Genomic DNA, 24,000 nt, shown 5'->3' with positions numbered 1-24,000 from the left:
ATCACCATAATTAGAAGTAAGAAGTAAGAAGTAAGAAGTAAGAAGTAAGAAGTAAGCAGTAAGCAGTAAGCAGTAAGCAGCGGGCAACCAGCATTTCTCCAAAATAATCAGCGTGGCATCTCTAACGATCACCACAGACGTTATTTGGGCATTTTGCAGAGAAAATGGCTAGAATTCGAGCTTTTTACCCCAAATAACGTTCCACAGGATCGTTAAAATTTGAAAGTGTGCTTTTTTCGCGAAATAGGGTCTCTGGTGATCGTTAGAGGTGGAGCATCAAAGGAGGAGTCGGTACTTGGATACTTTGAGTTGCTCTGGGTTTCATCAGTTGTAGAATCAGAATCACGTCTGCCAAGATCACGCAATCCATCCAAGTGGACTAAAGCTACATTTTCGCCTTGATGCGTTCACACACAAAAAGTAGCTGTTATCACCTCATAGACCGTCCCAGGCCGTTGGAATCGATATGGGATGGTCTATTTGTTATATGTAAAGCAAAGGCGGGATGAACGATGAACTCAAAAAATGTAAAGACCACCGTATCCAATAATGAAGCCTTACCAACGAATGAAGTTTTACCAACTGAGTCTAATAACGGAGCCGCACCAATGACGTCCAATAACAAAATCGAACCGACTACGTTCAATAACGAACCCATAACAGTGACGCCCAATAACCAAAGTGCACCTCGGCTGATCATCGCAGGTACGGGGAGTGGGGCTGGCAAAACGACTGTAACGCTCGGTCTAATGAAGGCACTTGCTCAGCGTGGAATGAGTGTGCAGGGGTTCAAGTGCGGCCCGGATTATATTGATCCAACGTATCATACGGCAGTGACAGGTCGAGCTTCACGCAATCTGGACGCATGGATGACTTCGCCTGCATATGTGAAGCAGACATTTCAGCGTGCTTCCGCGGGACATGATATCTCCATTATTGAAGGTGTGATGGGCCTCTACGATGGCAAAGATCCGCTCAGCAACATCGGCTCTACCGCAGAGATCGCGATGATTACGCAGACACCTGTGATTTTGGTTGTGGATGTACGCAGTATGGCACGGAGTGCAGCGGCGATTGTACTGGGTTTTCAGCAACTTGAACCTGATTTAAATATTGCTGGTGTTATTGTTAATCGGTGCGGAAGTGCGGGGCATTATACGATTGTAAAAAAAGCCATTGAGCAAATGTGCGGTATCCCGGTCGTTGGTTGGCTAAAGCGGGATGAAGACATGTCCATCCCGGAAAGGCATCTCGGACTCGTTCCCGCAATCGAGCGCGGAGAACTGGAGCCTTTATTCCAGCGGGCGGCCGATGTGCTGCTGGAAGGCACGGATCTGAATCTTCTGTTGGAACTGGCCGCAAGTGCTCCCCCTCTCCAATACTTGGAAGGGAGCGATGATGTTGCAGCAAGCTCCATAGCAATCCAAACGGTGAATCCTCACAACATCATCCAAGATGCTATTTCTGATCAAACTAGGGACACCAACAAAGACAGCCTTGCAGCTAACGCTGCCGATATCAGTCACATTACCCATACAACCAGCGTGAACGACGCAGAGCGTGTGTCCCAGCTTAAAACTCTCCACATCCACAGCAAGCCGGATACGTACCAGCCTGTTATTGCCGTCGCACGTGATGCAGCATTTAACTTCTATTATCCCGATAACCTGGAACTGCTGGAAGCAGCGGGGGCAAGGCTAAAGTATTTCAGTCCACTCGCTGGTGAAGGCATTCCGGCAGAGGCGGACAGCATTTATCTGGGCGGTGGTTTTCCTGAGGAGTTCGCAGCGGTGATTGCCGGAAACGAGCGTTTTCTGGAAGGGCTCCGTGAAGCAGCCCGTTCTCAGATGCCGCTGTTTGCGGAGTGCGGCGGCTATATGGTACTGGCCGAAACGCTGACGGATCGTGAAGGGCGGACGTATACCATGGCAGGCATTATTCCTGCGCAGGTACAGATGCAGAAGAAACGAGCTGCACTGGGATACCGGGAGGCGAGTGCGGTTCAGGATTCCTTTTTGCTAAAACAGGGTGAAGTGCTGCGGGGGCATGAATTCCATTATTCAACGATGACGTACCGCGACGAGCAACTTATCCCATATGCTTATGAGACGAAGGGGTTAAGGGGTTCGAAGCAGGAGGGATATGCTTTGGGCAATATCGTGGCTGGATACACACATGTGCACCTTGGTTCTGACCCGCAAGCCGCACAGAGATGGGTGGAACATTGTCGACTGTATCGCGAGCACCAAGCTTAGTTCGAGCGCGGCATCCGTGTGCAATGATCGTCCTCAGATCAAACGTGCATAACGCATCCATATGCGGCACGGAAGTAATGTTAAATATGGATGCACAGAGCCCAAAATGGATGGACAGAGGTTAGAAAACGAAGTACGATGAGGCTGATTTTTCGTTTGGTGGAACCAGCCTGCTCTCCCTATTTCGGCAATAAGCGGAAGGGCTTGAATTCGTTTTGAACCTCCTGAGACTTTGGTCGTGAAGTTGGGTCTTGGACTGTACAATTAAAGGTTTTTAGTGAATCATGTGGAATGTGTTAGGGATGGAGTGTGTTGTGACAAGGGAGACGGTGAGCCCAAGCTGGATAGGCATGATATGGATATGCCAAACCGTTATACGGCTATACTAGGAAGTATTGTGAGAGGTAAACGTCTTATTCGAAACCTAAATCGAAGAGATACACTTGCCGATAAACAAACCACGGAATAACGGAGGCATTTGAAGTAGATTCATGTAATGCTTTCAGGAGAAGAGATGAAGACGCATCACGGTAGTCGATTTGATAAAGCGTGGTTAATTTATAGGATATGGAGTGTGCAGACGAATCTAAACGAACAAGATTAGAAGATAGGAGATGATTATAATGGATCATCGCAAAAAGGCACTTTTAATTGGAGATTATACACATCCGGACTGGCATCCGCTACAAGGGGTAGATGCGGAGATTAGCCGGATTTTTCAAGATACGATTACGGTTCAGTGCAGTGAAAATCGCAACATGCTGCTTCATGAAAATATTTCGGGATTTGATGTGTGTATCTCATACATGGACGATTGGAGAGGCAAAGTCTCCCCGCAGCAGACAGCAGGTCTGTTGTCTTATGTAAGTAACGGGGGCGGACTGGTCATCTTACATAATGGCATCTCGCTTCAGAATCGAAATGAGATCAAACAGATGATTGGCGCCAAATTTCTTCATCACCCGCCGTATGCGCCGCTGGAGTTCACGGTGACGGAAGAGAGCCATCCCGTGACGGAGGGCATTTCCGGTTTTACGATGGAAGAAGAACCTTATGAATTCGAGTTCGGTTCATTTACCGAGACTAAAATTTTGCTGCAATATCAGTCTAAAGAGGGGCCGAAACCGGCAGCTTGGGCACATAAGTATGGACTCGGGCGAATGGTTTACCTGATGCCTGGGCATTCTGTTCCATCCTTTGCGAATGAAACATATCGTCGATTAGTTTTGCAAGCAGGCAAATGGGCAGCACGGTACGTGTAAGGAAGCTCTCCTTTTTGCATGTCGAGGTTTAACAGGTGTAATATATAGACAACCGAAGAGGAGGATGAATAAGATGAGCGATTTGTTCAAGAAGGCGTTCTCGTTAGGGCTTGGTCTCACGGTAGTCAGCAAAGAAAAGATTGAGAAAACGGTGGATGATCTTGTGGAGCGCGGGAAGCTTGCGCCTGGAGAATCCAAAGCGTTTGTAGAACGATTGTTGGAACGTGGTGAAGAAGAGCAGGGCCAGCTGAAACGTGTCATTCAGGAGCAGGTCAAACGTGTGCTTCAGGAAGCTGGTGTGGCTTCTGAAAGTGATGTGACAAGTCTGGAACAGCGTGTTGCGGTTTTGGAAAAAAAGCTGGCCGAGATGCATCAGACACCTCAGCTTCAACTTGATGAATCCCCGGCTCCAAGTGAAGACTCACCTCCTCTCAAAGGAAACGAGATCGAATAGATGGCTGTGCGGATCAAACATGTCGGCAGATACCGGGAAATTGCCATGGCGCTGGTGCGTCATGGCTTCGGTTATATGGTCGAGGAGCTGGGGTTATTCCAGCTCCTCGCTCTGCCCAGACGGTGGATGTCGCGTGAAGCGCAACCCACCAAGACGTTAAGCGAACGGATCAGGCTGGTGTTGCAGGAGCTGGGGCCAGCTTTTGTGAAGCTGGGGCAACTTGCAAGCACAAGGGCAGATCTGTTACCTGAATCGGTTATTCGGGAACTCGTCAAATTGCAGGATCAGGTTCCGCCGTTCTCGTCAGAGACGGCAAGGGGTATTTTGGAACAGGAATTGGATACACCGCTGGAAGAGATCTTTTCCCGGTTCGAGGATACCCCGGTGGCCGCAGCCAGTATTGGTCAGGTGCATCTGGGCAAACTTCAGAGCGGAGAAGCCGTAGCGGTCAAAATCCAGCGCCCAGGCATATCACGGATTGTGCAGCGTGATCTGGACATTCTGCGTGAACTGACTGCGATGGCAGAGAAACGTTGGGATTGGGTGAAACAATACCAGATTCCGCAGATGGTGGAAGAGTATGCTCAGGCTCTGATGGCAGAACTGGACTATACGGTGGAAGGCCGTAATACAGAAAAGATTGCACAGCAATATCAGCAGGACAGCAAAGTGAAGATTCCGGTAATCTACTGGGATCAAACCTCATCACGTGTGTTGACCATGGAGTATATCGAAGGTATTAAGCTAAACAATCGGGATGAACTGGTGAAGCGTGGTCATGATCTGAACAATATTGCCGAGCGGCTAGTGGATGCGCTGCTCAATCAGATTTTTATGCATGGTTTCTTCCATGCCGATCCGCATCCGGGCAATCTGATGGTGCTGAAGGACGGGCGACTGGCTTTCATTGACTTCGGCATGGTGGGCAGTCTGAGTGATGAGATGAAGCAGCAACTTGCCTCGCTTATTATCGGGCTGATGCGTAAGGATACGGATAGTATGATCCGTGCTATTGAGAAGCTCGGCATGATGCCGGATGACATGGATGCACGTGCGCTTCATGTGGATTTGGACAAACTTCGAACGAAATATTACGATATTCCTTTTTCCAAAATCAGTGTAGGACAGGCGCTCAACGATCTGTTTGGCATTGCCCAGAAACACAGGGTTGTCATGCCCGCAGATATACTGCTGATGGGCAAATCCTTGCTGACGATGGAGGGGGTCATTGAACATCTAGATCCTACTTTAAGCATTGTGGATATGGCGGAGCCGTTCGGGCGGAAGCTGCTCAAGGAACGTTTTAGCGCGGGTCGGATCAAAAATCGGCTGTTTCGCAGTGCGGCAGATATGGCCGAAAGTGTCATTGGTTTGCCAGGGCAGCTGCGGCAGTTGTCCTCCATCATCAGCAAAGGCAAGCTGCGACTGGAGATCAGCGTACCCGAATTAGAGTCACTCATGCGCAGGCTGGATCAGATCAGCAATCGTTTATCGTTCAGCATTGTGCTGCTCGCCTTCTGTATCATCATGGTTGGACTTATTATCGGTTCTTCGATTAGTCACCAATCCACGATGCTGTGGGATATTCCGGTGATTGAGATTGGTTTTCTCGTGGCGATCCTCATGGTGGCGTTCTTACTGTACTCGATTTTTAAATCAGGCAGGTTTTAGAAAAAACATAAAAATCCGACAATCATTCTTAAAAATGAAATGTCGGATTTTTTATAATTTCCACTTTGTTCAGATTCATTAAGTGGACTTATTTTTATGAGTATAGTCTGTTTATCGTAATGTGCTTTATAATCGATTATTTGTTTTGATCTTCTGAAGATGCTTCTTTTAAATAGGTTTGTATCTCTTCCGAAGGAGTTGCTTGAAGTTTGAAAAAATCTTGATGGACTTTCTCATCAATTACATAGGATATTTTCACAAACATATCTTTATACAGATTAAGAGTTTCTTTATCCAATTTTGATTTATCAAGTAAAAAAGCTCTAAATAGACTAGCTCCAGTAGTTTCACTATCAGTAGAGATTGTGAGGGGGGCATCATTCAAAACATTACTTTCAAAAATATTACTCGTATTAATCCTTTGTAACATATCTGGATTCAAGTTAAAACTCATTTTAAGATCTTCAAATTTAATCTTAGGGTCTTTAACGAAAATTTCATATACCATTCTTTCAACCCCATCTTGAACACTTAAATTAACAGTTGCAGAAATTTTGTAATTTTCATTTGAAGTTTCACGGAATACTTCAGGATTCTCAAGCATGTTTTTTTCTATGGCTTTGAGTTCCTTCGTATACTCTTGAGAATAAATGATATGATCGGATTTAGGTTTGTCTTCTGTCCCTTCCGTATTTGCAGTGCAGCCGACCAATAAGAATACAATACAGAAGCCAATTATCGAGTTAATTAAGCGTGAATTCAAAGTCATACCTCCGTTTTTAGTATTCTTAATAAGAATAACAGATCTGCTAATTTATGCAGATCTGTTATGGTAAAATCAGAAATTATTATCTTGTCCAATCTTCATCGGTATACTTCTTGCCCTGCAAGTAGTTTTGATAAGCTTTATTCTGAATAAATGAATTATTATTATAGTTAGGTGCTGGCTCAACTTTTATAGCCGAATAACCATTTGCAGGAACATAGTCAACTGTTCCTTGTCTTGAGTTTTTATTTGAATCAATAAACTTTTTCTGAAAAAATATACTAAAACTCCGCTTCCTTATACTTTTATTTATCCTAAATATTACCTTATTCTCCTTAGGAGTTCAATAAATAATTAGGGTATTAGTTTTAGAAAGAAGTTTGTTTTTGGAATTTTTGGTTATGTTATTTTTGATTGTCTAGGAGAATGAGTGAGTGTAAAATGTCTTAATGAGCAAAGATAATATGTCAATTTTTCGATAGTTATTGGTTGATTACATCTGCGTGAATGGCATCCGTCAATCTTCATTTAATTGTTAATTTGAGGGACAAATCTAGGAGGCAAAGCAACAACATATGAATACGTTAAAACAACAGTGGTTTGGCAATATCCGCGGAGATGTGCTCGCAGGAATTACCGTAGCACTGGCGCTGATTCCGGAAGCGATCGCGTTCTCCATCATTGCAGGTGTAGATCCGATGGTGGGGTTATACGCGTCGATTACGATTGCGATCGTCATTTCGATTGCGGGCGGCAGACCGGGCATGATCTCGGCAGCAACAGGAGCTATGGCCGTATTGATGGTGGGGCTCGTCAAGGACTATGGCGTGGAGTATCTTTTTGCGGCGACCATTCTGACGGGCATCATTCAGTTTATTTTAGGCCTATTTAAAGTAGGACGATTCATTACGTTTGTGCCTCATTCGGTGTTGACCGGATTTGTGAATGCACTAGCGATCCTGATCTTTATGGCGCAGCTCACCCACTTTACGGGAGCGAACTGGATCATGTATGCGATGGTGGCGGGGACGCTGGCTATTATCTATATTTTACCGCGTTTTTTCAAAGGTGCTCCGGCTCCGCTGGTTGCAATCATAATCATGACTATTATTACGGTGGTCTTTCACCTCGATGTCAAAACGGTAGGTCAGATGGGCAATCTGACAAGCACATTGCCGATGTTCCATCTGCCGAATATTGCGTGGACATGGGATACACTAATGATCCTGTTGCCGTATTCGTTTACGATGGCACTTGTCGGTTTGCTGGAGTCCCTTTTGACCGCGACCATTGTGGATGAAATGACTGAAACCAAAAGCAGCAAAAACCGCGAGGTGCGTGGTCAGGGGATTGCAAACTTTGTGAACGGGTTGTTTGGCGGGATGGGTGGCTGTGCGATGATCGGACAGTCCGTCATTAATGTGAAATCGGGTGGACGCGGCAGGCTGTCGACATTTACGGCAGGTGCGTTCCTGGCGATTTTATTATTGCTTCTGAGCGGTGTGGTGAAGCAGGTACCGATGGGAGCGCTGGTTGGCGTGATGTTTATGGTGTGTATTGGTACGTTTGACTGGAGTTCTGTGAAAAATATAGCCCGCGTCCCACGCGCTGAAGCGATCGTTATGGTGGTGACGGTAGCCATCGTTGTTTACACACATGACCTGTCGCTTGGTGTAATGGTTGGCGTCGTGCTCAGTGTGTTGCACTTCGGCTGGAAACAGACCAAAATTCGCGTACAGTCTAGCGAAGAGCAAGGACAGAAAGTGTATCGTGTACACGGGCCATTCTTCTTCGGTTCCTCGTCCCATTTCGTGGATGAATTCGATGCGGAAACCGATCCGCAGGACATCACCATTGACTTTGGCGGCTCGCATATCTGGGACAACACGGCTGTTGTGGCGATTGGCAAAGTAAAATTCAAATACGCGAAGCTTGGCAAAACCGTGCATCTGCGTGGATTAAACGAGGAAAGCACCCGATTGCTGGAGCATAGCGGATTTAAGGTTTCAGGTGCGAGTACCGGTACGGGCGGACACGGAGCATAAAGCTGAAGTGAAGTGTAAAGCTCATGTAAGGCTCGGGTGAGGCGTAAAGTTAAAGCGAAGTGTAAAGTTCAAGTAAAGCGTAACGTTTAAGTAACTTGTTCCAAAATGGTATTGGTATCTGAACGTTACAACATCAACAGGTGGCAAGTAAGCTAGAAATAGCGGACTGCGATGCGAACGAGCTGGAGATGACAATAGAGCGAGATGGAAGCTCTAACAGCAACGATATCGGTCGTTAGCTTGTCGCACCGCTTACATCTTCTTGCGCGCGGTGTAACGCGCGGTGTAATGAGTTTGGCGCATCAAGATGCTCAGCCATGCGGCCAAGCCTACCAGGAATATCGCTGGGTGATCGTTGCGCAGAAACAGGTAACAGGTAACAGGTAACAGGTAACAGGTAACAGGTAACAGGTAACAGGTGGAGCTTGGAACAGTAGTTATGTAGCGGTAAGCCTTGAAAAGGCTAAAGGTAATAGGCTATAAACTATAGATAACGCTAGACAGTATTGATATGCAGCGGTCTCCTTGCGGTTTTGCCGGGGGAGCCGCTTTTTTTGTAGCTGTGAGCGCTAACGATCAGGAGAGAGCTTATTTAAGCAGATTTAGGTCATTCTCATTTCTAACGATCACCAGAGACGCTATTTCACTGATTTTGCTTCTTTTGAGGTCAATTTCAGCGATATTTGATGAAATAAGGTTCCTGGTGACCGTTAGAATCTGGACAAGGCCTATTTGGAGCAAATAAGGTCTGTGGTGATCGTTAGAATCTTTCGTGGGTTGATGTGGCTTGACGTGGGAAAAACATACCCTCAAGTTCCTGTTCTTCCTATGTCCCGCCTATATGCACCTCGTAGACTATATGAACAAAAACGTTCGCATTTTAAGATACATTTATGCTACAAGTTGGCATGGTGGTATGGTTTCGCTTTTGTTTTGCTGGATGAACGTGTAAACTACAGGGTATGGAGAAGAAGAGCAACGGAATGATTGCTTTTTAAAAATTCATTTCATAATCAGAGTTGAATTCAGGAAAACTAGTGTGGACTTACAGGATGTGTGCTGCAGCTACAGATGTGATTGGAGTAAATAAGCAGGTTCAGATGCAGAACTCGGGCACACGGACGCCAATAGCAGGCTTGTATGCCGACTCAGACAATGACATAGACTCAATCAAGTTCAGACGGGGATGCCTATGCATTTCCAGGTAGCTGAGGTCTTCTATGAAATGAATTTATCTAAATGAATATACAGAGGTGTAACGATTGGCAAACTTTGAACAACTGGGCATTCGCCCGGAATGGTGCGAGGTGCTGAAACATCAGGGCATCGCCGTGCCGACTCCAGTACAGGAGCGTTCCATTCCCGTACTGCTGGGTGGACGTGATATCATCGCCGAGGCGCAGACGGGCACAGGGAAAACGCTGGCTTTTTTGCTACCGATTATTCAGAAAATTAACGTATCCGACCGCTCTCCGCAGGCACTGATTATCGCGCCTACGCGTGAGCTGGCATTGCAGATTACGGAAGAAGCCAAGAAACTTACGGCAAATGATGACAAGCTGCATGTGCTTGCTGTATATGGTGGACAGGATGTAGAAAAGCAGCTGCGCAAGCTGCAAAACGGAACGCAGATCGTTGTAGGAACACCAGGTCGCCTTCTGGATCACCTGCGCCGTGGCACCTTGAAGCTCGATAACGTAAAAAAACTGGTGCTGGATGAAGCGGATCAGATGTTACACATGGGCTTCTTGGACGATGTAGAAACGATTTTGAAAGAATTGCCGCATAGACGTCAAACGATGCTGTTCTCGGCTACGATGCCTAAGGGCATCCGTGTTCTGGCGAAGAACTACATGAAAGACCCGGAGGACGTTAAGGTTTCCTCCAAGTCCGTGATCCCGATTCATCAGATTCGCCAGCAGGTGCTGGAATGTACAGATCGCGGCAAGTTTGATGCACTTCGGGGTATGATTGATACGTATCGCCCGTATTTGGCGATTATTTTCTGCCGCACGAAGCGCCGTGCTTCGAAGCTGAACGAAGATCTGCGCGAAGCGGGATACGAAAGCGACGAGCTTCACGGGGATTTGTCCCAATCCAAGCGAGAGAATGTCATGAAGGCATTCCGTGATGCGAAGCTGCAAATCCTTGTGGCTACCGATGTCGCCGCACGCGGTTTGGACGTTGAAGGGGTTACCCACGTATTCAACTACGATATGCCTCATGATGCGGAAAGCTATATTCACCGTATCGGTCGTACAGGCCGGGCAGGTGGAACGGGTCTTGCCGTGACGTTTGCGACCCAGCACGACAGACCGGAACTTGCTCGGATCGAGGAAGGTACGAATCAGAAGCTGAATCGCATTCAATGGACAAGCGAAGGCCCGGTTGCTTCTACGGGAGCTTCTCGCCGCGTTATTAATAGCGAGGGCAATGATGAGCGCGGCGGTCGTACTGCCGGGACAGGCAGTGCCCGTCGCGGTGCAGGTCGTAACGACCGCCGAGATGGCGGACGTGGCGGTCGTGGATCACGCGGAGGCGAAGGTGGCCGTAGCGGTGGACGCAGTGGCGGCCGTAGCGGCGATGAACGCAGCGCGAGTCGCGGTTCGGCGCGTAGCAGCGACAGCAGTCGCGGTGCAGCAAGCCAAGGCCGCAGCAGTAGTAGCCGCGGCACAAGCCAAGGCGGCCGCGGTGGAATAGGCCGCGGCGAAGAGCGCAGCAGCAGCGGCTGGGCTGGCCGCAGCGCCGACAAGCGCACCGCTGGGCGCGGCGGCACTGGTTCGGGCCGCTCGGACTCCGCAGGACGCGGTCCGAGCAGGGGCGACCGCCGCGATTCTCGTCGCGGGCGGTAACGCACTGGCGCAAGCGGCGATGCAGCCGCATATTGCGTTAGAAGCATCATGGCCATGCCACCGCAGCAGCGGGTGCCGCATGGCTCATATCAAGAGCGTTCGGGTACGTCATCGTACCGAACGCTCGAACCAAGGGTCGCGACGGAAGCACGTCGCGGCCCTTTTTTACAATCAGAATGCACATGCACTTATTCACACGATGTGAACCGCATTCCAGCCTTCACTCGTTATACAGTCAACACGCTATGATGGCTCCACTACTGCTAGTTTTGTTGTGATATGGCTGCAAGTTAGTCCATTTATTACCTCAATGTTACCATATGATTATCTTCAACTGCCGCGACACTCGCCTTCTATCACATTACAGATTAGTCAGCTTTTAACCTCACCAAACTACCGTTTTATTCCATTCCCCGAGCGCTAACGATCACGAGAAACCATATTTGGGCTTTTTTGAAGAGTAAAAAATTCTAACGCTCAGGAGAGATGCTATTTGACGAAAAAGTCACAAATGGAGGTGGAATGAAGGCAATTTCAGCGAAATAAGCCCCCTGGAGATCGTTAGAATTCATAGCGTGCTGATATGGGGTAAATAAGTTCACCTGTGATCGTTAGATCTGCATAATATGAACCATAACGACAAAACACCTCATCCTAGACCTAAGGACGGGGTGTTTTTAGTTTAAAACTTATATGATTAAAAGATGGCACGATATCTTGCTGCTAAGTCATCAAGAATGCAGGGAAGCTCGGTGTACCGTTCGTCTATAGTTAGGGAGCTGATTTGCATTATTTCACTTACGGGTAACAGGTTATTACACGCGGTGCGCCCACTTTCACATAGACAAGCAACGCAACTGGTTCCAGCCGTGCGCTGGTGTCCATGCAAACGCGCGGGTTGTTCGCTCACCGCTTACGATATAGACTGGCTTGTTGCACAGACAGTCACCCACGAACATCAGCGTACTGATCCCGGTACTTCTCGTTGTACACTCGTCCGACGGACTCCGCGAGTCCACCGCGTGCCTTGGTTGGATAACGTTCGATCGTATGATAGAGACGCATGAACCGATCTTTGGACATGAAGCGCGCATAGCGGGTGATCAGGCTGGGAAACAGCTCAATATATTTGCTCTTACGCACGGCAGCGGCCGCCACGGCGGTCAGAATCTGGATGCCATTATGCAATTGTAAAATATGAACCTCGTATGTGGCGATATACCGAATCGCGTCTTCACGGATCAATTCCGGCTTCAGCCTCGCAATTTCGCCAATATACTCGGCGAGCAGTCGCTCGAAGTTCTGGAGCAATAGCGGTTTAAGTTGCAGGTCCATATCGCTCCGTAACACGAAGGATTGCAGTAACGCGATCTGTTGCAGCCGAATTCGGTCGTTATAGATCAGAGAGCCGATCTCGCGCAACATCTCATAGGCGAGTGCCTCGTCTTCTTTTCGCGCTTCGGCAACAAGCGCCCAGTTTCGATTGATCCCTTGGCGAATGATCTCTTCATCCAGTCGCAGCAACTGTCTCATCTCGCGTCGCTGTTCAATCTGGAATGAGCGCTGCTGCATGAAAATCAGGCCTCCGAGCAGTAACAGCGTCACTGTAGCAGCGATCATAGACTGGTCCAGCGTTTCACCGAAATAAGTAGCTGCGGCGCCGATCAAGAGAACAAAGAAAGCATCACGGACCATCCTGCGCTTTACTCGGGAACTTGCTTTCTCCTCGACAGTGACAAGTGTGCTGCGTCCGCAGGAAGTGCACTGATCTTCCCAGAGGCAGGTATATTGCCCGCAGCGCTTGCAGATATGCAACTTTTGATAGGCATATGTCGTTCGATAGAAAGGCCGGATGGATACTACTTTTTTCGTACTACTCATGCTCCATCACGCCCACCATTCAGAATGTTGTATAACGTGCGATCGGTGTCTTCGCGGGAGACGGGTTTGCGCCTTCGAACCTGAAACGTGATCACCTTGACAATAACAAAAAGAAACAATATGGCGAGGCATACGTATGTAACCATAATTCCGTCCCTTTCTAAGGCTTGAAGATCAAGCGCTGTTATATTGCGGTTTGTTGGCAATAGCTATATCATATTTCCATAGTTGGAATTTCACTTCCAACAAAAGCCCTAAAATCGTCGATTTTTGTCAGACATTACAAAATTGTAACTCAGAATAGGGGTGCTTTTCAGATTTTATTAGAAGACTGTTAAGATTTCCTTAAGGCTTGACGCCTATAATAAACTATTCGCATTTTAATCTCAAACGTGAAGGAGTACATCCCATGCTGCGGACACGCAAAATACGCTGGCTCAGCGGAACTCTGGTTCTGCTCGCATTACTAACCTTGTTATTGCCTTCGGCAATGCTTCCTCAAGCGGAAGCGGCTCAGGCACAGACGAGTGGAATTGACGCGGTGCTTGTAGCCGATGTCAGCAACTCAATGAATACAAGTGATCGCGACAAGATCAGTAACGAAGCGATGAAAATGTTTATAGATATGCTGCCTACCGTCGGCGATAAAGTAGGTATCGTGGCTTACACCGATCAGGTGGAGCGAGAAAAGGCAATGCTTGAAATTCAGTCTGCCGCAGATAAAAGCAATCTGAAAGACTTTATCGACCAGCTTGGCAGAGGCCCGTACACCGATATATCCGTAGGTGTCGGGGAAGCCATGAACATATTGAACCATGGCGCAGACCCGTCGCACTCGCCCATGATTGTACTGCTGGCGGATGGCAATAACGATTTTAACAAAAGCAAAGGACGCACCCAGGCCGAGTCGGACGCGGATCTGGCGAAAGCCGTCAAGGACGCGCAAGCGAAAGGCATTCCAGTCTACACGATCGGACTGAATGCCGATGGCAAGCTGAACAAAAATGCACTTGCAGACCTTGCCAAACAAACAAAAGGCAAGTCGTTTATTACCGATACACCGGATGATCTGCCGCAGATTTTAAGTGAAATTTTTGCCGATCATGCCAAGCTTAATGTTGTGAAGCTGCCTTCTGTAACCGGAAACGGCAGTTATCAGGAAGTTACCGTGAATGTGCCGAATGACAGCGTGCTGGAAGCCAATATTTCCATCATGTCCTCGAAGCCGGTACAGGTACAGTTAACCGATCCTTCTGGCAAGAACGTAAACCTGAACTCGAATGAGGCCAAGCTATCTACCTCCAAAAGTTATTCGCTTGTGAAGCTGCTGAAACCTCAGGAGGGCGACTGGAAGCTTCGGGTAAAAGGCGCTCCAAAAGACAGCATTGATATCAACTTGCTGTTTAACTACGATCTTCAACTCGTTGCGGACCCAATTAAGACCAAGTCCTATACGAAAGGCGACAAGATCGACCTGTCAGCGAGACTGGAAAATGGCGGCCAGCCGTTACAGGATAATGACCTGTATGCGGACATGAAGGCCACATTGATCGTGAATGACAAGGACACAGGCAAGAGCGAAGAGCAACCGCTCAAGAACACGGGCTCCGGTTTTGCCGGAACCTTTGAATTGCCGGACAATCACAACTATGAGCTGGTCATCCGTGCAGAGGAAGACAGCTTCTACCGTGAAAGTGCACCAATCGTCATCAACGCAGGGGGCACAGGCGGAAATCAGGCACAACCGACAACGCCAGCTGCTGCGAATGACAAGCCGTTCCCTTGGTTGCCTGTCATACTGGGTGCGATTGCCCTCATTGTGGTGGCGGCGTGCGGCTGGTTCCTGATGGGCTGGCTAAAACGCAAAAACCGCGGCTTTGTCGGTCAGATTATCGTAGAGATCCGCGATGAGAACACCGGTGACAAGTCCTATCCGCAATACAAAAAGCTGGCATCCTTCCGAGGCAAGTTCCACCTGCATCAATTGCTGCAGCTTGACCCTGAACTGAAGGAAACGGAAAAATATACATTTACCCCTGGCAATGGGGACCGATTGATCATCCGCAATACCGCAGGAGGTACGATGGAGAAATCCGGCCGTGCGGTGGATGCAAGCTCAGGCGTTGAACTGAAGAACGGTGATCGACTGAGCATCCCGCTGCAACAGGCGGATAAAACGATTTTGATTGAGTATTTGGTGTAACGTGATTGTTCGGTGTATAGGTTTAAATTGTTTAAATTGATTATTTGTTTTAAATGCATGATTTGATTTAAAGGAATACCAATATAAGTTGGGCTAATTGTTTACACGTTAACGGAGAGGACAGAGAAAACCTGAAGAAGCGGAGCGTTCGCCTTTATCCTCAGATTTTTCCCTTTAGAAAGGGAATCAAGAAAATCTGAGGATAACAGCGATCGAAGGTTACTCTGTCATCGGAGTGGCAAGTGTAATGAGTTGTGGCCCAACTGGTTTACTAAGGGAGGATATTGAATGAAACCGATTGTTAGAGAACATATTCAGCAACTGGATGTATCACTGGGCGGGGGTATCGTCAGTGAGAAAATCAGGGTCGATACGATTGATAACCCGATTCTGATTATCGGTTTGGGCGGAACGGGGATTGACGCGCTGCTGCGTCTGAAATACCAGATTAATCGCCGCTTCAAGCTGCCGCAAGACCCGGTGTCCAAGAAAAAGATGGAGAAGCCGGACAACGTTGAATTTCTGGCGTTTGAGACGAACGAACAGGATCGCGCGAAGAAGTACAGAGGCATCGGCCTTGATCCGATCAACGAATTTGTACTGCTTTCGAATGCCGAGATTGGCGGCCTTTTGCAGAACCGCAGCGTGCTGGAGCCGTATATTACAGACTGGCTGTCTCCGGAACTGAGCATCACGGACGGTATGAACGGAGCCGCAGGGGTGCGTCAGGCCGGACGTTTGCTTCTGTTTACGAAGATCAATCAAGTGGTACAGGCCATCGATAAAAAGATCAAAACGTTATCCGTAGGCACGAACAAAAAACTGATGGTATTTCTGCTCACCGGATTGTCCGGTGGTACAGGCAGCGGCTGCTTCCTCGATATTTCCTATATCGTGCGTGGCATCATTGAGCGGGATCACGGCTCTGCCGGAATTGACCGCGTCAATACGCTCGGTTACCTGTTTACGCCAGACGTGAACCTGTCCAATAAAAGCCTGAGCGAGCATACGCGCGAATATATTCGCAAGAACGGGTATGCCGCGCTCAAAGAGCTGGATTACTGGATGAACGTGGACAGCCGCGGTGAGCGGTTTACACAGAAGTACGGCAACATTTTGGCCGTGAACTCACCGCTGCCGCCATTCAACCTGTGTCATCTGATTTCGGCGACGAATACGGAAGGCAAATTGCTTGAGAATGCCTACGACTACTGCATGAACGTTACGGCAGAGAATATCACCAACTTTATCTCCAGTGAAGAGAAGCAGTCTGGTGAGGAATTTGCGATCCATGACTACATCAGTAACATTCGCACCAACATCGCACAGATGAACAAAGTGTACCCGGCCAACTATGACTACAACATCATCGGTGCTTCTTCGGCTGTACTGCCGATTGAAGAGATGACAACATATCTGGCATACCGGATGTTCGACAAAATGAGCACCATGTTCTCCAAAGCACCGAATCAGGAGGATACCGAGAAGTTTGCACGCAAGCTGGGTATTGATCTCGAAAGTGTAGTTAAATCCTTCGAATCCCGCGTACCTGAACCACTGCCGGGTTACCAGAACAGCGAACGCCTGTCCTATAGCAACGTGGTGAAATCTCAGGTGGTCAACATGGATACGGAGCTGGAACAGAACTTCCTGGCACGTGCCCGTGAGGAATATATCAAGGCGAAGAAACAGCTTCCGGGTGAGATTGCGGGTCAGTTTACCGAGCAGATCCGGCGTATGTTTTTGCATCCTGAACAGGGGCCGTTCTATGTCTCTCGTTTGATTTATACCGAAAAAGGATTCTGTGTACTGAAAATGATTCAGTCGTACATCGAAACGCTGCGCGAAAATGCATTCCGCATTCCACGTGATATTGAAGCGGCTCAGGAGCAATCCGAAGAGAAGCTTGGCGATGCAAAGAGCGCTTTTGTCTCCAAAGAGAAGAAAAAGAATGCATATATAGAAGCGAAGATTCATGAATACTGGTTGCACGCTGATGTGGAACGCAACGACCAGATGATTGAGTTCTATGAAGATTTGTATGAACTGCTGAATCAAGAGAACAGCCGCATTTATAACGTATTTTCCGAGACGCTGAATGCACTCAGCTCTATCTTTGCCAAGAACGGCGATCTGCTGACACGCGGCGAAGAGCAAACCGATCACAAAGGCAACAAAACGTATTATTGGAACGTGGTAAGTGTACCGGATATCGTGAGCGTGGTGGACGGGTTGCTGGACAAACGCGACACGGACGATCTCATCCGCGACTTCTCGCGTGAGCTGCTGGAGAATTCCAGCCAGTGGGTGAAGGAAAATGAGATTGATATTGTCAGCTCCATCTCTGATTTCCTAAGTGAAAAATTCGGTGATCTCATTACCCGCTCCATGGAGGATTTCCTGGTGATCAAATATGGGAAAGACGAGTCCGTTGAGAAATTCGTGGAACGTTTTATCGCAGGCAAGCTGGATGACGAGGCCGTTCCGGTATTTAATCTGAGCAACAGCACAGGCAGTCTACACTTTCCTTCCTGGGGATTTGTATCCGTGCCAGCACAGGCTCCGGGTATCCTGAAAGGGATTCGCAACTACCAGAACAATGCTGTGGGCAAATCGCACTTTACCGTTAAAGAGAGTGAAGTACGAAACCGGATCTTCTGGCTGAATACGCGCAATGGGGTACCGCTCTTTGTATACACACCGCTCAAGGTTTATGAAGAGAGCTACGAACGCACGATTTTGGACAAAGAGGGTATTGGACGCCACCTGGTGCAGACGGAGAAAAACAACTGGACGTATCTGCCATCTCCAATCCCGGAAAAATCCTGGGGAGATGTGTACGAGAACGCCCGCGTGAAGCAGTACAACGCAAGGGTTCGCAATGAATTTGAACAGGCGCTCGGTTATAACATTGTTACTGCCAAATCCGTGGATGAAAATACAAGCAACCGCTATGCGATTGTTACAACGGAACCGTTCGATCTGTCCGCCAAACTGAGTGCATATGACATGCGTCTGACGTCGAACGCACCGAATCTCGGGGAAGTGAAACGTGCGGTCATTGAACTGAAACGTCTGCAATCTGAAGGTTTGCCGCGTGTGGATACGAAGGATATTTTCGGAAGTATTAATGAGGATATGGCGAAAGAGAACCTTGTACGCTCTCCGCAGCTCATCGCGCGAGTACGTGAAGAACTGGCGAAGATGAATGCGATCACTGCGAAAGTGGCTGAACTGGAAGGCATTCTCGCACAGTATCAAGACGAAGAGCAGTGGTATGACCGCTTCATCGAAGCACTCTATACCGATACGATTGTTAAAAAGGGTGCGCTCTATGTCTACGACCGTGATCCGGAAGAGGACGCTTGGGAGCCGTTTGCCAACCTGATGAAGAGCCGTAATTTTGCTGAGTATGAAGTGTTTGGCAACTTCCGCGGCCTGTCCGAGAAGGATCGCAGTACATTATTGCGCAAATCCTCGCGTCGTGACAACGACCTGACCGCTTCCGAGGATATTACACCGCTCCTGAGCAAGCTGGATGATCTGGCGGCACTGTTTATGGAGTCACGTGATCGTTTGGAGTATGAACGGGTAGAACTCGCGAACGGAGAAGACATCTACCAGTTCTACAGAACGATGTCGTCGAAGCTGAACGATATTCGCAGAAGGCTGAAATAAGGTGGCTGATGGTATGAATGTACCAATGAATATGCAGCAAAAAGAAAACGGGATGCAACACACACTAAAGCGTGAGCTTCACAAGTATGCTGCCCGTTACGCCGTAGAACAGGAACACCAAGGAAGCCAAGGGGATGGACGCAGCAGCATCCATTACCCGGCGCTGTTCCTTTTTGTTGGTGATCTGGTGAAACCTGCGGTGTCTGCTGTGCATGATATTAACCAGTTGAAGTGGGATAACGAAGAAGGTGTAGTATACGTGCACCTTGGGACAGATGATGCATCGAATGAAGCCGATGCGGCAAATGCATCGAGTGCTTCAAACGCATTGAATCCAGTAGATGCTGTGAATGCAACAAATTCGTTTCACAATCAGGAGAAAGCAGGGTCAGGTTATGGGGCCGCGTCATCACATGAAGACGTTCAGGTCACATACCACCGTTTACCATTCTCCACCTTGCAGTCACAGCGGCGTTCTTCCAAAACGCTGCGCAAGGATGTGCATCGTAGCTTTCACGAGTCGGCAGCGGCGCTTTTTGGATTAAATCGAATGATGCGGCGGGTAAGCAATCGTATTGCTGATTATGGACGGCTGTATTCGTCCTTTGATCGAATTTACGTAACGGTCATTACCCGGGCAGATGATCCGCTGAATGTACTGTTGCCGGAGATTACGAAGCTGGCCGAGACCATCTTGGCACAGTCTTTCAAGTCGGTACAAACGGATCTGCATGTGCTCTTTAGCGAGATGGAGCGGGTCGATTCCTTTGGATATGCCAGCGCTGCAGGACTTGCTTTTCTGCGAGAGCTGGATTACATGCAATCGTTGGATTACAAGTTCAGCGGCAAGTTGCTGGTGACGGAGGACGGAATTTCTATTCCCGTCAACCATCCCGCAGCGCCTTTGTTTGATCTGGTCTACGTACTTTCGGACAAAAACGAACGTGGCACCGGTGTACCTGGTGGCTGGATCGAAAATGCCGAGATCATCTGTCGCATCTGTCTGCTGAAGAACCGCAAGCAGGAGGAAAACGATGAAGAGCGGGCTGCGATCGCCAGAACGGGCGCGAATACCTACAATAATACGTCGTTCAAAAATAATATCCGTACCACCTCGGATCAGCATGGGTATGCCAGTGCAGGTTTTGCCGAGATCAGGCGGCCGAACAAACCGATTGCGCTGACCGTGTTGTACCATCTGTACCGTTATCTGCTAAGCCGGATACAGCAAGAACCCGACTGGAGTATAAAGGACAAAATGGATTTTTTTGGACTGAATGCCTCTTCCGTGGAACGTAAAGTGGAGGGTCTGTTGCCAAGCGAAGACCTCGTTAGTGGCATGAGCGGCATTATGACGCATAATCGCAGCTTTGCTGAACTCAAGCCGCTCTCTTTAAGAGAAGCAGAACGAGCGCTGTATGGAGAAGGAGCGGAGGCCTACTTTCGTGAAAATGTTGTTCGTCCAGTACAGGAGCGTGTGCGCGATCGCAGTTCTGCGGGGGCGCTTCGCCGTCAGGCCGAGCAGTCTCATACGGAGTATCCTGAAGTAGGTTACTTTCAGTGGGCTGCCTGGAGCGACGGGGAGCCGGGGAGTGTTCGTGAAGCCCTGCTCGCGCTGATCCGCGACAAAGCGATGCAGCTCGAATCCGCACGGGCACTGCTGGAACAGCGTCAGCAAGAGCGGGTAGAGGATCAACCGATCAAACGTGCGCTCTTCCGTGACAAGCAGAACGTGCGCAATCTAATCGATTGTTTAGTGGAACGCGTATACGAACCCAAGGTAGACCTGCTACGGTTGGAAAATGAACTGCATTTGCTTCGAATATATGATACGGAAATGGAAGAACTTCATCGCTACAGCCGTCAGGTTACAACCTCACTTGAAGCGCTGGAGCGTACATTGCGTGAAGTAGCGGAAGAGAGCATCGCTAATGCCGATGAATATATTGGTCAGAACGTTATGGAGTATTACGGCAGAGTAACGGAAGAACTGGTCACCGATCTGGAGGCAAGGCGGGGGCGGGAAGTATGGTTTGAAGATCGCTACATGGGAGACATGAATGAGCTTGCCACGGAAGGCAGTGACCGTTTGCTTTCACGCTTAATGGAAGTTTGCCGTGACTTGTTGCTCTCCGCGGAACCGCTGCGCTTGTCGTTTGAAGAGGAACTACTGCAACGAGCTAATGTGACGATTACGTACAGGGATCGGGATGTGTTGACCCGGGATGATCTATTCCGCAGGCTGTATCGCACATTGGAAGAGCAGGCAGTTGTACGAATAAGGGTGTTCGACTATACGCAAGAGCACCGGTATGAAGAGAAGTACTTTTTTGGCGACCATCACAGTGCCTTTATGGACTACGCGGCACATGCCGAGGAAACTTCACGCATCTACAAGCTGGGTGTAGTTTATGAGGAACGCAGCAGCGGAGTGGAGAAGCTCAACTTGATGGGTGGATTTCATCTGGAGGATCTTATGGTGTACCGTAATGGCAAGGTGTATTACGATTCCTATACCGAAAACGGCTATGAACTTCATCCAGCAGATCTGGAAGAGAAACTGTCTCCGCTTCGGTAGCGGACTGAAAGATCATAAAGAACAACGCACGTTTAGAAGGGGCATTCTGTTAAGGGAGTATGGAGGTAAACCATCTCGAAGTTCAACTTGCTTCGATTAAGCCGAAGTGCCTTTCTATATTTCGTGCGAATGGTTTGCAGTGATCAAAATACAGAAGTACAAAGGCACAGGGTACTAAGTCAGCCCGTTTTGGCGGGTGCTGAGAAAGGATGCATGTAGACATGCAGCGAAAAATCAATCTTCTCCTGGTGCTGTTCAGCCTGATTGGCGGAGCAGTCGGTTTTGCGGCAGGAGAAATCATGCTGCATCAGTGGCTTGGCGAGATGCCGCGCCTGCTGTTGATGGGGGTATACTTTGGTGTGTTAGCGTTTAGTGTTGGACTGTTCTGCCTGCTGGCAGAGATGATCTCACCAAGACTGAACGGTGCTTCGTGGAAGCTCAGGTATCTCAGCTTGTCCTGGAAGTTGCTTGTGCCTGCAACGCTAGCACTGCTACTGGTTGTAGGGATGGGATTGCAATTGCTGTACCAGATCAATCCGGGCGGAGCGAAACAGGTTAAAGACATCATATTGATGATCGATAATTCGGGCAGCATGAACGAGACTGACCCCAATAACGGGCGGTTTGAAGCAGCCAAGACACTGATCGGTCAGATGGAGAGCGACAAACAGGTGGCTGTCATTACGTTTGACGATCAGCCGCAATTGTTGCAACCGTTTATTGCCGTAGACAGTGAGGCAGCGAAAAGTGAAGTGAATAGCAAAATCGACAGCATTGTCACGACGTCCGGGGGTACGAATTTTGATGCAGTGCTCCAGGAAGGCATGAAACTGATCGAAGGCAAACAAGATCCGAAACGGGGCACAGTCGTTATTCTGTTATCTGACGGATTCAGTGATGCTGATATTTCTGGCATCTTGCCACAGTATGTACAGGAACAGGTGGCCATCCATACCGTTGGTTTGAGCCTGGTAGACCCTTCCGGTACCGATTTGCTCAAGAGCATTGCTCAGCAAACCGGCGGGATGTACTATGATGTACCTGATGCAGGTGGGCTAAATGTCGCGTTCCAGCAGATTTACGATACGATTGATGAACGTACTCTCGTAACGGAGCGTACAGGAGCGATGGAACACAGCATGTATCTGGCCATTTTCCGTGTCGTGGCTTTGCTGTTGATTGGTGTGGCGCTTGGTGTATCGCTGGGACTTGTGTTTGATAACCGTCATCTTGCGCTCAGTTTTGGTGTAGGCGGTGCAGTATCAGGCTTACTAGCCGGACTGTTACTGGAGTGGGGGCTAGATGGTTCAAATGTGGGTGATGCTTTCGTTCGATTGGGAGCAATGCTGATTCTGTCAGGTGTACTAACCCTTTTCTCCTGGATTGTTCCGATCAAAGAGAACACACCACGTAAAAGCAGAGGACGCCGGGATGCTGGCCGTGGAACTTCTTCTGCGGAAGGATTCGGTAGGCGGCCAAGAGATACACGCAGCAAAGGATTTTAACATCGGGGAGGTCAATGGAATATGCGGTTTATGAATGCAGATGCAGATCCTTCGGCTCCCCGGATTCGAAAGTTGACGCTCGCAGTAGACGAAGGTCGTTGCACACTTCGCTGGCTCTGGCCGGAGCAGCTTGAGGCGGTATACGTGGAACGGTTGGAGTTTAATCTCATGAATGCTGATCGTGTGGGCGAAGAACACAGGAGCGCCGCTGATTATGGCGACCATCCGGTTGGATCGACACAGGGCAAGCTGAAGCTGTATACGCGAGAGGAGTACAAGGCGAATAACGGGTATGTGGATCGAATTACCGGCTTTGGTGCGATCCAGTATACGGTGTACGCATGCCAGATGCATGAGGATGGGCCTGTACTGGTTCGTCAGCAGGATGAAGATAATCAGGGCATTGCAAGTGCAGGCAAGGCGGATATCCGCTTTGCCATTCGCTATAAGAACGGTTTTTTTCAGAAACGCAAGACAGTGTTGATCACCGTAACTGCTGAGGTACCTGTGCCTAAAGAAGCGCTTTGTTATGTTCGCAAACAAGGTGGCGTTCCGCTGAACAAGGACGATGGAACGGTGTATCCGTTTGTGAGTGATTTTGCGCCGGGGAAAAATGAAATGCCGCCCGTGGAAGTCGCCAAAGACGACTATATCAGGTTATTCTTCACGGACGGCCCCAAGTACGGAGCCGCTTATCGGCTGATATCAGATTAAACAGATTTGACGACTGAAGTTGAATTTTTATTTACACTTAAGCGGGGAGGGGAGTGTCTATGAGTTTTTTTAGCCGGTTTTTGAAGAGACAGCAGCCGGAGGAACGGCCGTTGTTCTACGATATCGTATGTCCAAA

The 24,000-nt window shown here is 48.6% G+C and carries 15 protein-coding genes; 12 read left to right on the top strand and 3 right to left on the bottom strand.

Going from position 1 to position 24,000, the window contains the following annotated elements; genetic code table 11:
* The first annotated feature begins 512 nt into the window (after nt 1–512).
* The 4 genes from EC604_RS28580 (at nt 513) to EC604_RS28565 (ending at nt 5,642) form a co-directional block, all read left to right on the top strand.
* A complete protein-coding gene (locus EC604_RS28580) occupies nt 513–2,255 on the top strand; it encodes a cobyrinate a,c-diamide synthase (protein ID WP_240037291.1) in 1,743 nt (580 codons plus the stop codon).
* A 623-nt stretch (nt 2,256–2,878) separates the two neighbouring features.
* Nucleotides 2,879–3,517, top strand: coding sequence for a ThuA domain-containing protein (locus EC604_RS28575; protein WP_123067351.1), 639 nt, complete (start codon nt 2,879–2,881; stop codon nt 3,515–3,517).
* Between the two features lie 73 nt (nt 3,518–3,590).
* Entirely contained in the window at nt 3,591–3,971 is a 381-nt protein-coding gene (locus EC604_RS28570; protein WP_123067350.1) for a phasin family protein, read from the top strand.
* Complete coding sequence (locus EC604_RS28565; protein ID WP_123067349.1) at nt 3,972–5,642, top strand: ABC1 kinase family protein; 1,671 nt, start codon at nt 3,972–3,974, stop codon at nt 5,640–5,642.
* Nucleotides 5,643–5,778: 136 nt separating this feature from the next.
* Here EC604_RS28565 and EC604_RS28560 read toward each other — a convergent pair whose 3' ends face one another.
* A complete protein-coding gene (locus EC604_RS28560) occupies nt 5,779–6,405 on the bottom strand; it encodes a hypothetical protein (protein ID WP_123067348.1) in 627 nt (208 codons plus the stop codon).
* A 578-nt stretch (nt 6,406–6,983) separates the two neighbouring features.
* Between EC604_RS28560 and EC604_RS28555 the strand changes: the two genes are divergently transcribed.
* The 3 genes from EC604_RS28555 to EC604_RS28540 all read left to right on the top strand — a co-directional run bounded on the left by EC604_RS28555 (nt 6,984) and on the right by EC604_RS28540 (nt 11,305).
* Entirely contained in the window at nt 6,984–8,453 is a 1,470-nt protein-coding gene (locus tag EC604_RS28555; protein WP_123067347.1) for a SulP family inorganic anion transporter, read from the top strand.
* Nucleotides 8,454–8,693: 240 nt separating this feature from the next.
* Nucleotides 8,694–8,840 carry a hypothetical protein gene (locus tag EC604_RS30075; RefSeq protein WP_161557083.1) on the top strand — a complete coding sequence of 49 codons (147 nt, stop codon included), beginning with the start codon at nt 8,694–8,696 and terminating at the stop codon, nt 8,838–8,840.
* Nucleotides 8,841–9,715: 875 nt separating this feature from the next.
* The gene (locus tag EC604_RS28540; RefSeq protein ID WP_123067344.1) at nt 9,716–11,305 is read left to right on the top strand and encodes a DEAD/DEAH box helicase; all 1,590 of its coding nucleotides are present in this window, start codon (nt 9,716–9,718) and stop codon (nt 11,303–11,305) included.
* A gap of 945 nt (nt 11,306–12,250) precedes the next feature.
* Here EC604_RS28540 and EC604_RS28535 read toward each other — a convergent pair.
* Both EC604_RS28535 and EC604_RS29790 read right to left on the bottom strand, forming a co-directional pair.
* Nucleotides 12,251–13,186 (bottom strand): hypothetical protein, encoded by a 936-nt coding sequence (locus EC604_RS28535; RefSeq protein WP_151458135.1) that lies wholly within the window; start codon nt 13,184–13,186, stop codon nt 12,251–12,253.
* Nucleotides 13,183–13,332, bottom strand: a complete 150-nt coding sequence (locus EC604_RS29790) for a hypothetical protein (protein WP_161557082.1) — start codon at nt 13,330–13,332, stop codon at nt 13,183–13,185. Before EC604_RS29790 ends, EC604_RS28535 begins: the two co-directional genes overlap by 4 nt.
* A gap of 263 nt (nt 13,333–13,595) precedes the next feature.
* Here EC604_RS29790 and EC604_RS28530 point away from each other — a divergent pair, with 263 nt between their 5' ends.
* The 5 genes from EC604_RS28530 (at nt 13,596) to EC604_RS28510 (ending at nt 23,864) form a co-directional block, all read left to right on the top strand.
* Nucleotides 13,596–15,389: a vWA domain-containing protein gene (locus EC604_RS28530; RefSeq protein WP_123067342.1), complete on the top strand. Its 1,794-nt coding sequence runs from the start codon at nt 13,596–13,598 to the stop codon at nt 15,387–15,389.
* Between the two features lie 288 nt (nt 15,390–15,677).
* A complete protein-coding gene (locus EC604_RS28525; RefSeq protein WP_123067341.1) occupies nt 15,678–19,067 on the top strand; it encodes a tubulin-like doman-containing protein in 3,390 nt (1,129 codons plus the stop codon).
* 13 nt (nt 19,068–19,080) lie between these two features.
* Entirely contained in the window at nt 19,081–21,645 is a 2,565-nt protein-coding gene (locus EC604_RS28520) for a transcription initiation factor TFIID (protein WP_240037290.1), read from the top strand.
* A gap of 221 nt (nt 21,646–21,866) precedes the next feature.
* On the top strand, nt 21,867–23,150 hold the full coding sequence (locus EC604_RS28515) for a vWA domain-containing protein (RefSeq protein WP_123067340.1): 1,284 nt from the start codon (nt 21,867–21,869) through the stop codon (nt 23,148–23,150).
* Between the two features lie 21 nt (nt 23,151–23,171).
* Nucleotides 23,172–23,864 (top strand): beta-mannanase, encoded by a 693-nt coding sequence (locus EC604_RS28510; RefSeq protein WP_123067339.1) that lies wholly within the window; start codon nt 23,172–23,174, stop codon nt 23,862–23,864.
* The last annotated feature ends 136 nt before the right edge of the window (nt 23,865–24,000 follow it).

This window comes from Paenibacillus amylolyticus, from assembly GCF_003719335.1.
Taxonomy (GTDB): Bacteria; Bacillota; Bacilli; order Paenibacillales; family Paenibacillaceae; genus Paenibacillus; species Paenibacillus amylolyticus_D.
Note: the sequence above shows the minus strand (reverse complement) of the source record. Positions and strands in the feature narration are given on the sequence as shown.

Bases quoted from the DNA above. Each gene is read 5' to 3' on its own strand.
- EC604_RS28565 (WP_123067349.1), top strand. From the start codon at position 3,972: ATGGCTGTGCGGATCAAACATGTCGGCAGATACCGGGAAATTGCCATG.
- EC604_RS28575 (WP_123067351.1), top strand. From the start codon at position 2,879: ATGGATCATCGCAAAAAGGCACTTTTAATTGGAGATTATACACATCCG.
- EC604_RS28535 (WP_151458135.1), bottom strand. From the start codon at position 13,186: ATGAGTAGTACGAAAAAAGTAGTATCCATCCGGCCTTTCTATCGAACG.
- EC604_RS28510 (WP_123067339.1), top strand. From the start codon at position 23,172: ATGCGGTTTATGAATGCAGATGCAGATCCTTCGGCTCCCCGGATTCGA.
- EC604_RS28530 (WP_123067342.1), top strand. From the start codon at position 13,596: ATGCTGCGGACACGCAAAATACGCTGGCTCAGCGGAACTCTGGTTCTG.
- EC604_RS28520 (WP_240037290.1), top strand. From the start codon at position 19,081: ATGAATGTACCAATGAATATGCAGCAAAAAGAAAACGGGATGCAACAC.
- EC604_RS28580 (WP_240037291.1), top strand. From the start codon at position 513: ATGAACTCAAAAAATGTAAAGACCACCGTATCCAATAATGAAGCCTTA.
- EC604_RS28570 (WP_123067350.1), top strand. From the start codon at position 3,591: ATGAGCGATTTGTTCAAGAAGGCGTTCTCGTTAGGGCTTGGTCTCACG.
- EC604_RS28515 (WP_123067340.1), top strand. From the start codon at position 21,867: ATGCAGCGAAAAATCAATCTTCTCCTGGTGCTGTTCAGCCTGATTGGC.
- EC604_RS28525 (WP_123067341.1), top strand. From the start codon at position 15,678: ATGAAACCGATTGTTAGAGAACATATTCAGCAACTGGATGTATCACTG.
- EC604_RS28555 (WP_123067347.1), top strand. From the start codon at position 6,984: ATGAATACGTTAAAACAACAGTGGTTTGGCAATATCCGCGGAGATGTG.
- EC604_RS29790 (WP_161557082.1), bottom strand. From the start codon at position 13,332: ATGGTTACATACGTATGCCTCGCCATATTGTTTCTTTTTGTTATTGTC.